This is a genomic window from Bacillus sp. FSL L8-0099 (assembly GCF_038006385.1).
Taxonomy (GTDB): Bacteria; Bacillota; Bacilli; order Bacillales; family Bacillaceae_G; genus Bacillus_A; species Bacillus_A toyonensis.
The window spans coordinates 209,369-224,728 of record NZ_JBBOVC010000001.1 but is presented as its reverse complement, the minus strand read 5'-3'; the positions used below and the strand labels follow the sequence as shown (position 1 = coordinate 224,728).

The following is a 15,360-nucleotide window of genomic DNA, read 5'->3' as shown; positions in this document are numbered from 1 at the left end:
TCTTCACAACTACACAAAATGAAATGGCAACCTAATCTAGTTATGTACCTAAAATATGTAGAAATCCCCTTTTTGTGTATGTCACCTATTTTATTAAGAAGATTGTTTGGTTAGTGTGTCCTTTTGCCTTTGTTCCACGAGGCGATCTAAAGAAACGTATACAATACCTGCAACTAAACATCCTACACCTAAAATTGTAAATAAGAAATGTCCGAGTAATCTATCTAATAAAAAACCTCCAAGAAGTGGACCAAATGCACTTCCCGTAATCCATTGCAAACTCGCTGCTCCCATATAAGTTCCTCTCAAATGCTCAGGGGCCAAATTCGCTACAAACGTCATCTGTACAGGCGACATAATCATCTCGCCTAACGTATATATGGCATACACGAACATTAACGTCACTAAAATAATTGTAGCATTTGTATTAAATTCTCCAAACCACTTCGGTAGCCACCCTATAAAAAACAAACCAACTCCAAACAAACACGCCCCGTATAACATCGTCTTTCCGACAGGTTTATCTGTCGCCCATTTTGAGATTTGAAACTGGAACAACACAACTAATAGTCCATTTAGCGCCATTAAATACGGGTATGGATTGTTAACTCCAAAAATATCCTTCATTTCATTATCAAAGTGAAGTGGTAACATGCCTTCTGTTTGAGAAAATCCCATAGAAATAATGATACCTGCTAACAAATAAATCATTAACGCCTTATCTCTCATTAAAACTTTCCAAACTGCACCTGATTCCTTCTCTGCATTCTCTTCTTTTTTATCTGCTGCTTTTGGCATTGTCTCCTGGATAAGAATTAGTACAAGTAATGCATAAAATAGCATCGTAGAAGAGGCAATAATAAACACAAGATTCTTTGACAACATCACTACTGATGCACCCATTATTGGACCGATTGCAGCACCTATATTGTGTCCCATTCGCAATAAACCATATGCTTCGGTTCTTTTTTCTGGCGCGGTCACATCTGCAACCATCGCTGATGCAGCTGGATGAAATAAAGAATTACTTAATCCTAAAAAAACAGATAAAATTGCATATGAAATAAACCCTTCTATAAATAAAAAGCCGAGCATTAATAATGCATTACTTGCCATTGAAAATATCATAATCGGCTTTCTTCCATATATATCAGCAATTCTTCCACCTATAAGCGATCCAAAGCTTGCAGCAATTGGAGAAAGCGCCATAATAACTCCAACCTGTAATAAAGAATCTACCTTATCTTTTAAATATAATGCGAAAAAAGGCATTAACATCATCATCGCAATTCCATTCAATGTCTCACCGATAAATCGAATCCATACGTTACGATCCATTTCCCTTAGCTCACGCCATGTATTTTTCATATTTTCACCCCTTTAGTTGACCAACAATTATCTTATAATAGATTCAGAAAAATGTAAATTTTCAAACAAAAAATCCATTCTAACAGAATTAGAATGGATTTTTCCACTTATAAATTCGCTACATCATCTTCTTTTTTACTATTATTTAAAACACTATGTTTTCGACTATATAAGAAGTAAACCGCTATACCTATAACCATCCATACTCCAAAACTAATCCACGCTGTCCCTGATAATTGAAGCATTAAGTATAAACAGAAAATTACTGTTAACGCTGGTAAAAATGGTACGAGTGGCGCCTTAAATGCTCTTGGTAAATCCGGATGAGTCTTTCTCATCACAATAACCGCAACAGCTACGAGTGCAAAGGCTGACAATGTCCCCATGTTTACAAGGTGTGCCAATACATTTAAATCTATTAATCCTGAAATCAATGCTGCAATAATACCCGTTGTCCATGTATTTAAAAACGGTGTTTTAAATTTCGGGTGAACCTTAGCCAGACGCTTCGGCAATAATCCATCACGGCTCATCGCATATGAAACACGAACTTGCCCATACATCATCACTAGCATTACAGTTGTAATCCCTGTGATTGCCCCTACTGAAATTACCCCCGCTAAACCATCTTGTCCAATAAATTGAAGTGCAAAAGCAACTGGATCTGATATATTCAGCTGTCCGTATGGAACAATTCCTGTCAGAATAAGTGAAACAACGATATAAAGAACTGTACATATTAATAACGATGCAATAATGCCGATTGGTAAATCACGTTGTGGACGTTTCACTTCTTCCGCAGCTGTTGAAACTGCATCGAATCCTATAAATGCGAAGAATACTGTAGCAGCCCCAGCCATTACACCATCTAAACCAAATGGCATAAAAGGCGTCCAGTTTTCAGGCTTCACATAATTAAAACCAGCAAAGATAAAAATAAGAACAACTGCTATTTTAATAAATACCATAATATTATTTACACGTGCACTCTCTCGAACACCCCTAGATAAAAGAGCTGTCATCACTAAAATAATTAAGACTGCAGGCAAATCAATTATTCCACCTTTTCCTGTGCCTGGGGCCGAAGAAAGAATGGTCGGAATATGAATCCCAAATCCCTTTAGTAAAGACTGAAAATAAGCGGACCATCCATTTGCTACAGCAGATGTAGCAAGTAAATATTCAAGCATTAAATCCCAACCAATTAAAAACGCGAATACTTCTCCCATCGTCGCGTACGTATACGTATATACGCTACCCGAGACAGGAACTGAAGAAGCAAATTCAGCATAACAAAATGCAGCAAAGGCACAAGCTAATGCGGCTATCGCGAATGATAAGATAATAGCTGGTCCAGAATGTTTCGCTGCCACTACGCCTGTAAGAACGAAAATACCAGTTCCAACAATCGCTCCGATTCCAAGCATAGTTAAATCCAGTGCGCCCAATGTTCTCGCTAACGTTTTTTGCTTACTTTCTTGCATTAACTTTGCAATAGGCTTCTTTTGAAAAATTTGCTTCATCGTCCACTCCTCCAAGTTTTAAATTTTCTGAAAATTTTTAATTCGCTTTTTCATTTTACCCATAACACTTTTTCTCGTCAATACTTTTGTCGAAATAAGTAGAAATCTTTCGGAATATACAATATCCTTATTATTCTTTCTGAGAATCTTTCTATCACCTTATTTTGGTGTCATTATACATATTAAAGAGGCGTGCTCCTTTATTGAGCACGCCTCTTTTTGCTTACTTCACAGTATATGAACCATCTTCAATCCAGCTATACATATACTTTTCATCTTCCGTTTCATGTGCTTGTTTTACAATACGAAGCGGACGGAATGTATCTATCATAACGGCTAATTCAAGCGTTTCTTTCTTTCCGATACTTGCCTCTGTTTTCCCAGGATGCGGCCCATGAGGAATTCCGCTCGGATGAAGTGTAATAGACCCTTCTTCCACACCTTTTCGGCTCATAAAGTTTCCTTCTACATAGTACAGTACTTCATCACTATTCACGTTACTATGATAATACGGTGCCGGGATAGATTCTGGATGATAATCGTATAAACGCGGTACGAAAGAGCAAATGACGAAATTATGCCCTTCGAATGTTTGATGTACTGGTGGCGGCTGATGAATACGACCTGTAATTGGTTCAAAATCCTCCACATTAAAGACCCACGGATATAAATAACCATCCCACCCAACAACATCTAGCGGATGATGCCCTAAAACATACTTATGCATATATCCTCTCGACTTTGTCATTACGACAAACTCACCTTTCTCATCATATGTCTCTAATTTTTCCGGGCCACGAATATCTCTCTCACAAAACGGGCTATGTTCTAACAATTGCCCATATTCATTGCGATAGCGACGTGGTGTTGTAATTTGGCTATTCGCCTCTACAACAAGAAACTTAGTCTCTCCTTCATCTGGAATAACACGATAAATCGTTCCAATTGGGATCGTTACATAATCACCCTTTCTATAGTGAATCGTTCCGAACATTGTTTCGATTTTTCCTGTTCCATAATGAACAAATAACATTTCATCGCCATCGCCATTACGATAGAAATAGTCCATTTTTTCTGTCGGAGTCACTACTCCAATTAATAAATCCTCATTCCCAAGCATAAAATTTCTTCCGCTTACTGCATCGCCCGTTTTTTTATTTTCTTTCGTGCGAAAATGACGATGTGCAAGAGCTACATCTTCTTCATACTGCAACTGACAAGAATGAGATACTGCCGCATGACCTACTTCCGTTGGCATATAATGATGGTACAAAATAGACTGCGTACCAGAAAAACCTTTCGTTCCCATTACCTGTTCACGATAAAGCGCTCCATCTTTTTTACGAAATTGTACATGTCGTTTATGAGGTAGCTCCCCCATGTGACGATAAAACATGTCCATCACCTGCTTTCATGTCTTTTTTGACCGTATTACGTAACGTACCTAAACCAGTAATCGACAGCTCTACAACATCTCCATCTTGTAGCCACTCTTCTGTACCAAGTTCTAAAATACATCCTGTTCCTACTGTTCCAGAACCGATCACATCTCCCGGATATAAGGTCACGTCTTGTGAAGCACGTTCAATCATTTCAGCAAACGTATAGTAAATATCTTGGAAATTTCCCTTTGATAATAGTTTCCCATTCACGTGAGCAGTCATCTCTAAATCATATCGATTACCATTACGATAAATGTCTAATTCCTCTTTCGTAACGAGATACGCTCCTAATGAAGTTGCAAAGTCTTTTCCTTTTGCTGGTCCAAGCCCTACCTTCATTTCTGTTGCTTGTAAGTCCCTTGCACTCCAGTCGTTCATAATACAATAACCAAAAATATATTCCTCTGCTTGCTCACGAGAAATATTTCTTCCTTCTTTTCCGATTACACAAGCAATCTCTAATTCATAATCAAGCTTTTTAGACTTCTTCGGACCAATTACAAAATCATCTGGACCAATAACAGCACGATGGTTAGTAAAATAAAAAACCGGGACATCATACCATTCAGGTACAACATCTAGTCCTCTTCGTCCGCGAGCTGTTTTTACATGCTGTTCAAATGCATAAAAATCTCGAATGCTACCCGGATTAGGAATAACAGCTGTCAATTGTACTTCTTCTAAGGAATATATACCCTTGTTTGGATTCTTACTATTACGCAGCAACTCTACATACTCATCCGCTTTCTCTAAAAAGGCGAGCATAGAGGAAGGGACTTTTCCGTCACTAGCAAGATTCATATCGATTACTTTGTCACCTTCAAGCCACCCAGCTCGCATTTCTTTCGAAGGGAGACGAAATGTAACAAATTTCATCATAATTCCTCCCTATGAAAATGAAATTTCCACCAGCAAAAGAATTCTTGCTGGTGGATACAAATCTTATAAATTTCCGCGACGCTCTTGTTCTCTTTCAATTGATTCGAATAATGCTTTAAAGTTCCCTTCACCAAATCCACGAGAACCTTTACGTTGAATGATTTCAATAAATAAAGTTGGACGGTCTACAATTGGTTTCGTAAAGATTTGCAGTAAATAGCCCTCATCATCACGGTCTACTAAAATCTTTAATTCTTTTAACTTATCAATTTCCTCATCGATTTTTCCAACTCGCGCAGTTAACTCATCGTAGTACGTATCTGGTGTATCTAAAAACTCCACACCATTTGCACGAAGCGCTTCAACTGTTTTAACAATATCACTCGTTAATAAGGCAAGATGTTGTACACCTGCTCCATTATAGAATTCAAGATATTCTTGAATTTGCGATTTTCTCTTTCCATCTGCTGGTTCGTTAATAGGGAACTTAATACGACTTCCATTCGTCATAACTTTTGACATTAATGCCGAATACTCTGTACTAATATCATCATCGTCGAAATGGATCATTTGTTTAAAGCCCATAACATTCTCGTAATAACTAACCCACTCTTCCATTTTCTCAACGTTACCAACTACATGATCTACAGCAATTAAACCAGATTCTTCAAATGGAATATTAAACTCAACCTTTTGGAATCCTGGCATAAATGTTCCTTTATAATTTTTACGCTCTACAAGCGTGTGAATTGTATCACCATACGTACCAATAACTGCCTTTTTCAATGTACCGTCCTCATCTGTTAACTCCTCAGGTGGAGCAATTGCGACGGCACCACGTTTCACCGCTTCCGAGTAAGCCTTATCAACGTCATCGACAAGTAATGCAACGTCTTTTACACCATCACCATGAGTTTTTACAAACTCTGCGATACGATTATCGCTACCTAGGGCCCCGGACACAACAAAACGCATATTTTTTTGCACAAGAACATAAGATACCTTTTCACGGTTTCCTGTTTCTAATCCAGAGTAAGCCACAATTTTGAATCCGAACGCTCTCGCAAGGTAATAACTCGATTGTTTTGCATTCCCTACGTAAAACTCCAAATGATCTACATCACGTACCGGAAAAAAGTCCTCCATTTGTGCAGCTAGCGTATCCATAGATTTTTGTTTCATAATATCTTCATCCCCCTGTAAATAGATTAAATGGTCCATACTTAAAACCAACCGAAAACGCTTCCAACATCAATTTATAGAAATTAGTTAGCAGGCTAACAATTTCTGACCTTTAAAATTTTCTATCTTTTCTGTCAAATTCCTCTTTTTTTCTTACATATAAAATTCGACTTTTTTCTCTTTAAAGTAAGGGGAAAATATTCATACTTGAAGGTATATATGAGGGGAAAACAAAAAAGACTCCAACATATTAACTACTTACTAATACGTTAGAGTCTTTATTTTTTTTGAATGATTGTATTTATATTTCTCATACTAATATATTTGCAAGGAATAGAATAAACGATGTTAATATTACTGCTCCGCCTAATGATCCTAATAAATCTGTTTTTGTTACTTGTAACACTTGTTCACTGTTCATATTCCTCATTCTCCTTTCATTTTGTACAATTTAAAACTTTTATTATACTAATACGCTTGATAGAAATACGATTAATGCTGTTAATACTACCGCTCCACTTGCTGATCCTACGAAGTCACCTTTTGTTACTTGTAATACTTGCTCTTTCATATCTTTCATTCTCCCTTCATTTATCTTTTGTTACAAAACTTCTATTATACTAGTACGCTTGATAGAAATACGATTAATGCCGTTAACACTACTGCTCCACTTGCTGATCCTACGAAGTCACCTTTTGTTACTTGTAATACTTGCTCTTTCATATCTTTCATTCTCCCTTCATTTATCTTTTGTTACAAAACTTCTATTATACTAATACGCTTGATAGAAATACGATTAATGCTGTTAATACTACCGCTCCACTTGCTGATCCTACGAAGTCACCTTTTGTTACTTGTAATACTTGCTCTTTCATATCTTTCATTCTCCCTTCATTTATCTTTTGTTACAGAACTTCTATTATACTAATACGCTTGATAGAAATACGATTAATGCTGTTAATACTACCGCTCCACTTGCTGATCCTACGAAGTCACCTTTTGTTACTTGTAATACTTGCTCTTTCATATCATTTATCCTCCCTTTGAATAAGTTTTCTATATGTAATTTCTAAGAAATGTTTTTTTCATAGTTTTTATGTTATCGTTACATTGAATTTGATAACGTAACGTTTGTAACATTAATGTAACATAACTATTATTACGTTGCAATATGATTACGTAAATTTTATTACATTTTTTTTACGTTTTTTTATAAACACCCTTAAAAACCCTATTTCAATGCATTTCCCACTACATTCACGTTTGTAACATTCGTGTAACATTACAGTCATAAACCTAAATATAACTATATTCCTCTCTACTTTTGTTACAAATCAAGGTGAATCTTTAATAAGTAAGGTTGAATCTACTAGGTTTTCACTGGATGGTACACTATAGGACAAAATACTATCTTTCCAAGATAAGTTTATATGTTTCCTCTATATAACTATGTATAATAAAAACAAAGAGGTGGTCATTTTGAAATTAATCGCATTAGATATGGATGGTACACTACTATCATCTAATCTTGAAATCTCCAAAGAGAACTTACAAGCAATCCAAACTGCACAAGAAGCTGGACATATTGTAATGATTTGTTCTGGCCGCGCAAAAGAGGATGCTTTAAAACTATTGGAAGAATACCAATTATCTCTTCCAGTTGGAGCAAGCAATGGGGCAATTGTTTACGTGGATGGAAAAGTAATTAACTCGCGTTGTTTACAAAACGATAAAGTGTACAAACTTGCAAAATTACTAGAAGCTGAAGGTTTTCCATATAAGCTATATACAAATAAAGGGGTTTACTCTCCTTCTACATGGCAAGATCAAGTGATGCAGGCATTCGAAGAAAACAAGCATGCGCTAGATGTTACATTAGAAGAACTCGAAAGAATTACAGAAAAACAAAAGAAATCAAACCTAATTACTGATTTCCAAAAAATCGAAGATGTTGTAAACAATCAAGAACTCGAAATATCTAAATTCTTCATTTTAACGTTCAATGCAGGTCATCGCGCCCAGTTATTAAGTATGTTACAAGAAGACACTGCTATTATGGTTACAGCATCTGCTCCTACTAATTTAGAAATTATGGATAAGAATGGCCATAAAGGAAATGGGCTACAGCAGATGGCAGCTCATTTTAATATACCAATTGAAGATACAATTGCTATTGGTGATAATTTTAATGATGTACCAATGTTAGAAGTTGCTGGTTTATCTGTTGCAATGGGAAATGCTGAAGAAGATGTAAAAAAATTATGTGACGTTGTAACATTAACAAACAATGAACATGGTGTTGCCCATGCAATCGAGCAATTTGTTTTAAAACAAACTTTATCTAGTAAATAAAAAAAAGACCCTTTCAACTTCTGAAAGGGTCCTTCTCTTTTATACATGATGACAAGCAACAAAATGATCTTCACCAACATTACGAAACTCTGGTACCGTTTGTGTACAAACATCTGTCGCAAACGGGCAGCGTGTATGAAAACGACAACCTGAAGGTGGATTTGCTGGACTGGGAATATCCCCCTCTAGTATAATTCGCTCCCGCTTCACTGTTGGATCTGGTATTGGCACAGCTGATAACAATGCTTTTGTATACGGATGAAGTGGATTCGTAAATAACTCATCACGCGGTGCCGTTTCTACAATCGTTCCTAAATACATAATTCCTATTTTTGTACATAAATGTTCCACAACACTTAAATCATGTGAAATGAATAAATAAGATAATCCCTTTTTCTCCTGTAACTCACTAAATAAATTAATGATTTGTGCTTGAATAGATACATCTAGTGCTGCCACAGGTTCGTCAGCTACAATGAATTCTGGATTTAATACCATAGCTCTTGCGATAACGATACGCTGACGTTGCCCACCAGAAAACTCATGAGGATACCGGTCAATATGATACGGAGCTAAACCACATAACTCCAATACTTCTATCACCTTTGCACGAACATTTTCTTTCGTCGCTAGTCCGTGAGCCAACATCGGCTCACCAAGTGCTTCTCCAATTCTCATTCTTGGGTTTAATGAACTAAATGGATCTTGAAAAACAAGCTGCATATTAGGGCGATGTTTTCTCAATTCCTCCTTGGATAAGGAATAAACATCGTGCCCTTTAAACTTTACTTCTCCCTCCGTTTTTTGGACGAGACGTAAAATTGTTTTTCCTATCGTTGTTTTTCCACTTCCTGATTCTCCAACTAGGCCAAACACTTCACCTTTATTAATAGTAAAACTTACTCCATCAACTGCCTTTACATGTCCAATCGTTCTACTAAATATGCCGCCCTTAATTGGAAAATACGTCTTTAAGTTTTTCACTTCTAATAATGGTTCACTCATTGTTCCGCACGCTCCTCATATAACCAGCAAGCTACTTTATGGTTCTCATCGTGCACATTCAAATTTGGTGCCTCTTCTTTACATATTTCCATACAATGCTCACAACGACCACTAAAATAGCAAAATTCACCTAAGCCAACTAAATTCGGAACTTGCCCTGGAATAGAATATAGTTTATCTATTCGTTTTCCCATTACCGGTTTTGATTTCAACAAACCTTTCGTATACGGATGTTTCGGATTTTGGAATATCTCTAGTACTGGAGCTTCCTCAATAACTTTTCCGCCATACATAACGACAACGTAATCAGCCATTTCTGCTACAACGCCTAAATCATGTGTAATTAATAAAATCGATGTTTTAAATTCCTCTTTTATCTGTCTTAGTAAGTCTAATATTTGAGCTTGAATCGTAACATCAAGAGCAGTTGTCGGTTCATCTGCAATTAATAACTTAGGATTACAACTAAGCGCAACAGCAATCATAATGCGTTGTAACATGCCTCCACTTAGTTCATGTGGATACGAATGGACAATTTCATCCGCACGAGCTATACCAACTTTACGAATTAATTCGATTGCCTTTTTATACGCCTCATTTTTACTAAGTAATTCATGCTCTCTTAACGTTTCTACAATTTGTTCTCCTACAGTGAAGACGGGATTCAGCGATGTCATCGGCTCTTGGAATATCATCGCAATATCATTTCCTCGTAAACTACGAAGCTCTTTCTCTTTCATACCTAAAAGACTTTTTCCTTCATATAAAATGTCTCCACCTACTACACTTCCTGATTCAGCAATAAGTCCCATAATCGATAGCGCCGTTACACTCTTTCCGCAACCCGATTCACCTACAACACAAACTGTTTCACCTTCTCGAACTGCAAAGCTAACATGATTAACAGCCTTTACCGTTCCTTCTTCTGTCTGAAAATGTGTTTGCAAATCTTTCAGCTCTACTACCGCTTTACTCATATTCCCTCACCTACCGTCTCATCTTTGGGTCTAACGCATCACGAAGTGCATCACCAAGTAAATTAATTGATACAACTGTTATAAAAATTGCAAAACCGGGCGGAATCCATAACCACGGACGCTTTTGGAAATCGATTAATGAGTTAGCTGCACTAATCATATTTCCCCATGATGGTGTAGGCGGGACGACTCCGAGACCTAAGTAGCTTAGTGCGGATTCCCCTAAAATAGAGCCTGCAACACCTAATGTGGATACAACAATTAAGATCGGTAAAACATTAGGGATTAAATGATATATAATTTTCCGGTAATCTTTTATTCCTAACACATCAGCAGCTTGCATAAATGCTTGCTCCCTGAGTGATAAAATTTGACCTCTTACAAGACGTGCAAGTCCTGGCCAACCTACTAAACTTAAAATAATCATAATGACATAAAGACGATAATCAGATGGTACTTTCCATTCTGATAAAATAGCTCCCATTATAATAAGCAACGGCAATCCCGGCATCGACATTAAAATATCTGCAAGACGCATAATAATATTGTCGACAATCCCGCGATAAAAACCTGCAATAGCTCCTAATAAAGCTCCAAGTATAACCGATAAGACCATTGAAGCTAATCCAATTGTTAATGAAATGCGTCCTGCTTGCATAAGTCTCGTTAAAATATCTCTTCCCAATTGATCTGTACCGAGCCAATGTGAAAAACTAGGTGGTTTGTTAATTAAAGCGACTTGTATTTTCCCTGATGCATATGGCGAAAAGAGCGGACCGACAAAACAAAATAAAAACATAAACATTAGTGCATAAAACCCCACGAGTGCCATCTTATTTCTCTTTATTTTTTTAAGAGCCTGTCGCCATGGTGATGATTCATTTCTTCTCTTTTTTTCTTTTTTCTCTGTAATTGCTGTAACAGTTTCCATCTAATCCCCCCTTACTTCAACCGAATACGTGGATCAACAACTGCATATACGATATCAGCGAAAAAGTTTGAAACAATTGTTAAACAAGAAAGAAACATCGTAAATGCCATTAATACTGTATAATCACGAAAATTTAGTGCTTCTAATTGAATATTACCAATCCCTGGCCAGTTAAAAATTTGTTCAATAATAATTGCTCCCGAAAATAAACCTGGTAATTCAAATGCTAATAACGTAATCGCCGGTAATATTGCATTTTTTAACGCATGCTTATAAATAACAGTCTTCTCCTTTAAACCTTTCGCCCGTGCTGTTCGTATGTAATCTTGCCTTACAACCTCTAACATGCTTGTTCTAAAGTAACGAGTTAATGAACCCACACCAAGAAGAGTCAAAATAAATACTGGTAAAACCATATGCTTGGCAACTTCTATTACGTAAGCTAATCCAGTCGAATTACTCCCGACATCAATCATTCCGCCTATCGGTAATAACTTAAAGTCCACCGCGAACACCTTAATTAAAAACAAACCGATAAAGAATGAAGGAAATGACATTGCTGCAAAGACACCAATTGTTACAAGTTTATCGAATAAAGAATGTTGCTTCATCGCTGAGAATACGCCGATAATAAGTGCAATTAGCCAAATAAAAAACAATGCAATAACAGCTACACTGAAAGAATTCCAAATAAATTTATTTAATAATGACGTTACAGGTTCCTGATATTGAAGCGAAAAACCAAAATCCCCTTGCAATGCATTACCTAACCAATGAAAATAACGCTCAACAATTGGCTTATTTAATCCATATAATTCCCTAAGTTCAGCTGCCCTTTCAGGTGTAATCTTTGGATTTGAATCAATATAGTCTCCTGGAAGAAGCGCAAACAGGAAGAAAATAATAATTGATGTTCCGAACAGTGTAGGAATCATTTGTAATAACCTACGAACGATATATGTTTTCACCCTTTTTCTCTCCAATCTTATGCCTAAAATAGAAGAACATTTTTTCAAAGCGGTACATTACTAACCGAATGAAAAAATGTCTTCTATTTATACATCCTTATCGTTATTTTTCAAATGATAAAACAGGTAAGTTTGCGCTAATACTATTGTATTTTTCAGAGTCAACTCCTTTTATATTCCCGTTATAACCAGTAATTGTTCTACGGTAGTTTAATAGAATTACTGGTGGGTCATCACTTAACTCTTTATACAATTCTTTATAAATAGGTTTACGTTTTTCAATATCAACTGTCTCAATACCTTTTTTAATTAACTCATCTACTTTCGCATTTTTATAACCAAGACTCTTATCATTGACACCAGACAAATATTCACCAGCTGTTTCACTCGGATCACTTGTAATCGGTGTCGAAACAGAAGCTAAATCATAGTCACCTTTATTTACCTTCGAAAGCATAGTATTAAAGTCCATAAATTCCGGATTAAATTCTACACCTATTTCTTTATAATTCTCTTTTGCAATTGGAATTAATAAATCACTATCTTTAGCCGAACTTGGGCCGAAATAAGAAAGCTTTAATTTTTGACCATCTTTTTCACGAACTCCATCCGAACCAACTTTCCATCCTGCTTCATCTAATAATTTTTTCGCTTTTTCTTTGTTGTATTCATATTTATTAACTCCTTCTTCTGTATAAGCCCAAGAAGTTGGATGAATTGGTACATTAGCTACCGTACCGTATCCTTTCAATGCTGTATCAACATATTTTTTACGATCTAATCCGTAAATAAGTGCTTGGCGAACCTTTTTATCCTTTAAGTACGGCTTATTATTATTCATATAAATATAACTAAATGACGCTGCTGTTTCGATTTGGATATTCGCAAATTCTAAACCCTTAGCCTGTTCAAGAATTTCATCACCAGTACCTAGGCCAGTGTAGTCAACCTCACCTGTTTGGAATAATTGAAGCTTCGTATCGCCAGAAGTAATTTTATAAATGAAGTTTGGAATTTTGGGTTTGCCCGCATAATAATTTTCATTTGCTACAAATCGAACTTCTTGCCCCGGGATATACTTTTCAAATTTATATGGACCCGCAGCTATCGGTTTTCCATATAACTCTTTTAAGTAATCTAAACTTGTATTTTGTTTGTAATCTTTTCCATAATAAGCTTTTGATAATACTGTACCGCCTAAAACAAATATAGCTTGTGAATTAACTTTTTCAGTGGTAATTTTAATTGTTTGTGGATCAACAACTTGAATACCTTCAATAGAAGTTGCCTTTCCTTCTTTATATTCTTTACCACCTTTAACCGCATATTGAGAGATATCTATTTCACCTTCATATGCCTTATCATGTAAAAGCGTCAATGTGAACGCTACATCATCTGCTGTTAATGGCGATCCATCGCTAAATTTTAAGTCTTTACGTAAATGGAATGTATATGTTAACTGATCAGAAGAAACGTCCCACTTCTCCGCTAATTCCGGAATTGGTTTCCCTTGTTTATCCGTTGATACAAGAGATGCAAAAATCACTGAAGTCACGTTTCCATCCCAACCATTTTGTTGGAAATATGGTAAAAATACGCCGCCAGGTTTACTAATACCAACTACTAGCGTATCTTTTCTATTCTTCGCTTTATCTGGTACTTTCGTTTTATCTGTCGCAGCGATCTTTTCAATTTTTATATTTTTTAAATCTTGTTGTTTAACCGATTCTGTAGAAGCCGTATCTTCCTGTCCCCCACAAGCAGATAGCACAAGCGAACTACTCATTAATACCGAAAATACACCAGCCCATTTTTTCGTCTTTTTCTTCATTGTCCCCACCCTAACTTTTTTTTAATAATTACACCTTATGAACTGCTTGCCCTATGTATGCCTCCCACAGCAACATTTATAGCCAATCGGAAAAGTCGGTTTTAATTGTAAAAAAATAGATGTTTTTGAGGGGTAACAATCTTATTCCGACTTTTCCGGTAGACTTTATAGTTAATAGCTTATAACTTTCAATATATTTTGTCAATTCTTTCTAAATAAATATTTTTATGGTTTTTTTCAAAAATATTGTTCATTTAATTTAGGAAACTACATATCGTTGTAGTTATCTTCACTCAACCCCTACTATAGCTTTTTTTATAAGTCCCTTTTCGTTTTCAATATGTATCGTTTCTAATGTTTTTTAGTTTATGCATCCACATTTTATATTAAAAAACATAAAAACTACTTCTATTCCTTCAGCATGAAACATAGAATACTAATAATCAATTACCAAAAAGGGGGCGAAAACATGGACAACCTATTCCAATATGTCCTGCACTACGTATTATTAACAATTATGATAGTCGGGGCGCTATTACTATTCCCTTTCTTCCCAAAATTCGTCCTCTTTTTAGCTTTTTTTATTATGCTCGGGATCGCTATTATCATTTCAACAAAAGAAGATACCACACAAAAAGAAAGCAGAGTTCAGCGCGTAAAGCTGTGACTCTGCTTTCTTTTTTATTTTCAATCTCAGATTTCCATCATACATACTTATGTCTCGGGAAATAATTAGCCTTTACTTTCGTAATTAATCCTATCGAAAATCTACTAATAACATATATATTTTGCCTCACCATTGCATATGTTTCACAACCTATGCAAGATGCGTAACAAAGATTTACCCAAGTTACTGTTTCACGTGAAACACACTTTTTCATTTATCTCTTACAGTAAAATAT

The 15,360-nt window shown here is 36.0% G+C and carries 17 protein-coding genes; 2 read left to right on the top strand and 15 right to left on the bottom strand.

Features of this window, described 5'->3' with window-relative positions; translation table 11 throughout:
* Positions 1 to 93: 93 nt before the first annotated feature.
* From MHH42_RS01290 to MHH42_RS01245, 10 genes are all read right to left on the bottom strand, one after another.
* A complete protein-coding gene (locus MHH42_RS01290; protein ID WP_070174045.1) occupies positions 94 to 1,368 on the bottom strand; it encodes an MDR family MFS transporter in 1,275 nt (424 codons plus the stop codon).
* Positions 1,369 to 1,475: 107 nt separating this feature from the next.
* Entirely contained in the window at positions 1,476 to 2,891 is a 1,416-nt protein-coding gene (locus MHH42_RS01285; RefSeq protein WP_000809353.1) for an amino acid permease, read from the bottom strand.
* A gap of 223 nt (positions 2,892 to 3,114) precedes the next feature.
* Complete coding sequence (locus MHH42_RS01280; protein WP_000499906.1) at positions 3,115 to 4,287, bottom strand: homogentisate 1,2-dioxygenase; 1,173 nt, start codon at positions 4,285 to 4,287, stop codon at positions 3,115 to 3,117.
* Entirely contained in the window at positions 4,253 to 5,209 is a 957-nt protein-coding gene (locus tag MHH42_RS01275) for a fumarylacetoacetate hydrolase family protein (protein WP_000674026.1), read from the bottom strand. The genes MHH42_RS01280 and MHH42_RS01275 overlap by 35 nt, the downstream gene beginning before the upstream one ends.
* Positions 5,210 to 5,275: 66 nt before the next feature.
* Positions 5,276 to 6,394 carry a 4-hydroxyphenylpyruvate dioxygenase gene (gene hppD / locus MHH42_RS01270; protein ID WP_000810910.1) on the bottom strand — a complete coding sequence of 373 codons (1,119 nt, stop codon included), beginning with the start codon at positions 6,392 to 6,394 and terminating at the stop codon, positions 5,276 to 5,278.
* A 310-nt stretch (positions 6,395 to 6,704) separates the two neighbouring features.
* Entirely contained in the window at positions 6,705 to 6,815 is a 111-nt protein-coding gene (locus tag MHH42_RS01265; RefSeq protein ID WP_001083697.1) for a DUF3948 family protein, read from the bottom strand.
* Positions 6,816 to 6,857: 42 nt separating this feature from the next.
* Positions 6,858 to 6,965, bottom strand: coding sequence for a DUF3948 family protein (locus MHH42_RS01260; protein WP_000664237.1), 108 nt, complete (start codon positions 6,963 to 6,965; stop codon positions 6,858 to 6,860).
* Between the two features lie 44 nt (positions 6,966 to 7,009).
* On the bottom strand, positions 7,010 to 7,126 hold the full coding sequence (locus MHH42_RS01255) for a DUF3948 family protein (RefSeq protein WP_000654250.1): 117 nt from the start codon (positions 7,124 to 7,126) through the stop codon (positions 7,010 to 7,012).
* A gap of 35 nt (positions 7,127 to 7,161) precedes the next feature.
* Positions 7,162 to 7,278, bottom strand: coding sequence for a DUF3948 family protein (locus MHH42_RS01250; protein ID WP_000654250.1), 117 nt, complete (start codon positions 7,276 to 7,278; stop codon positions 7,162 to 7,164).
* 35 nt (positions 7,279 to 7,313) lie between these two features.
* On the bottom strand, positions 7,314 to 7,421 hold the full coding sequence (locus tag MHH42_RS01245) for a DUF3948 family protein (RefSeq protein WP_000664237.1): 108 nt from the start codon (positions 7,419 to 7,421) through the stop codon (positions 7,314 to 7,316).
* Between the two features lie 452 nt (positions 7,422 to 7,873).
* Here MHH42_RS01245 and MHH42_RS01240 point away from each other — a divergent pair, with 452 nt between their 5' ends.
* On the top strand, positions 7,874 to 8,746 hold the full coding sequence (locus MHH42_RS01240) for a Cof-type HAD-IIB family hydrolase (RefSeq protein ID WP_000766432.1): 873 nt from the start codon (positions 7,874 to 7,876) through the stop codon (positions 8,744 to 8,746).
* Positions 8,747 to 8,785: 39 nt separating this feature from the next.
* Here MHH42_RS01240 and MHH42_RS01235 read toward each other — a convergent pair whose 3' ends face one another.
* From MHH42_RS01235 to MHH42_RS01215, 5 genes are all read right to left on the bottom strand, one after another.
* On the bottom strand, positions 8,786 to 9,751 hold the full coding sequence (locus tag MHH42_RS01235; RefSeq protein WP_001294496.1) for an ABC transporter ATP-binding protein: 966 nt from the start codon (positions 9,749 to 9,751) through the stop codon (positions 8,786 to 8,788).
* Entirely contained in the window at positions 9,748 to 10,728 is a 981-nt protein-coding gene (locus MHH42_RS01230) for an ABC transporter ATP-binding protein (RefSeq protein ID WP_000030774.1), read from the bottom strand. Before MHH42_RS01230 ends, MHH42_RS01235 begins: the two co-directional genes overlap by 4 nt.
* A 10-nt stretch (positions 10,729 to 10,738) precedes the next feature.
* Complete coding sequence (opp4C, locus tag MHH42_RS01225) at positions 10,739 to 11,659, bottom strand: oligopeptide ABC transporter permease (protein WP_000451062.1); 921 nt, start codon at positions 11,657 to 11,659, stop codon at positions 10,739 to 10,741.
* Positions 11,660 to 11,670: 11 nt separating this feature from the next.
* The gene (locus MHH42_RS01220; RefSeq protein ID WP_016107389.1) at positions 11,671 to 12,627 is read right to left on the bottom strand and encodes an ABC transporter permease; all 957 of its coding nucleotides are present in this window, start codon (positions 12,625 to 12,627) and stop codon (positions 11,671 to 11,673) included.
* 103 nt (positions 12,628 to 12,730) lie between these two features.
* The gene (locus MHH42_RS01215) at positions 12,731 to 14,458 is read right to left on the bottom strand and encodes an ABC transporter substrate-binding protein (protein WP_340892722.1); all 1,728 of its coding nucleotides are present in this window, start codon (positions 14,456 to 14,458) and stop codon (positions 12,731 to 12,733) included.
* 469 nt (positions 14,459 to 14,927) lie between these two features.
* On the opposite strand from MHH42_RS01215, the gene MHH42_RS01210 reads away from it, so the two are divergent.
* Complete coding sequence (locus MHH42_RS01210) at positions 14,928 to 15,125, top strand: hypothetical protein (protein ID WP_000369250.1); 198 nt, start codon at positions 14,928 to 14,930, stop codon at positions 15,123 to 15,125.
* Positions 15,126 to 15,360 lie beyond the last annotated feature (235 nt).

Excerpts from the sequence above, each read along its gene's own strand:
- hppD (WP_000810910.1), bottom strand. The coding sequence starts at position 6,394 with ATGAAACAAAAATCTATGGATACGCTAGCTGCACAAATGGAGGACTTT.
- MHH42_RS01285 (WP_000809353.1), bottom strand. The coding sequence starts at position 2,891 with ATGAAGCAAATTTTTCAAAAGAAGCCTATTGCAAAGTTAATGCAAGAA.
- MHH42_RS01250 (WP_000654250.1), bottom strand. The coding sequence starts at position 7,278 with ATGAAAGATATGAAAGAGCAAGTATTACAAGTAACAAAAGGTGACTTC.
- MHH42_RS01245 (WP_000664237.1), bottom strand. The coding sequence starts at position 7,421 with ATGAAAGAGCAAGTATTACAAGTAACAAAAGGTGACTTCGTAGGATCA.
- MHH42_RS01280 (WP_000499906.1), bottom strand. The coding sequence starts at position 4,287 with ATGTTTTATCGTCACATGGGGGAGCTACCTCATAAACGACATGTACAA.
- MHH42_RS01275 (WP_000674026.1), bottom strand. The coding sequence starts at position 5,209 with ATGAAATTTGTTACATTTCGTCTCCCTTCGAAAGAAATGCGAGCTGGG.
- MHH42_RS01260 (WP_000664237.1), bottom strand. The coding sequence starts at position 6,965 with ATGAAAGAGCAAGTATTACAAGTAACAAAAGGTGACTTCGTAGGATCA.
- MHH42_RS01210 (WP_000369250.1), top strand. The coding sequence starts at position 14,928 with ATGGACAACCTATTCCAATATGTCCTGCACTACGTATTATTAACAATT.
- MHH42_RS01230 (WP_000030774.1), bottom strand. The coding sequence starts at position 10,728 with ATGAGTAAAGCGGTAGTAGAGCTGAAAGATTTGCAAACACATTTTCAG.
- MHH42_RS01265 (WP_001083697.1), bottom strand. The coding sequence starts at position 6,815 with ATGAACAGTGAACAAGTGTTACAAGTAACAAAAACAGATTTATTAGGA.
- MHH42_RS01215 (WP_340892722.1), bottom strand. The coding sequence starts at position 14,458 with ATGAAGAAAAAGACGAAAAAATGGGCTGGTGTATTTTCGGTATTAATG.
- MHH42_RS01290 (WP_070174045.1), bottom strand. The coding sequence starts at position 1,368 with ATGAAAAATACATGGCGTGAGCTAAGGGAAATGGATCGTAACGTATGG.
- MHH42_RS01235 (WP_001294496.1), bottom strand. The coding sequence starts at position 9,751 with ATGAGTGAACCATTATTAGAAGTGAAAAACTTAAAGACGTATTTTCCA.
- MHH42_RS01255 (WP_000654250.1), bottom strand. The coding sequence starts at position 7,126 with ATGAAAGATATGAAAGAGCAAGTATTACAAGTAACAAAAGGTGACTTC.
- opp4C (WP_000451062.1), bottom strand. The coding sequence starts at position 11,659 with ATGGAAACTGTTACAGCAATTACAGAGAAAAAAGAAAAAAAGAGAAGA.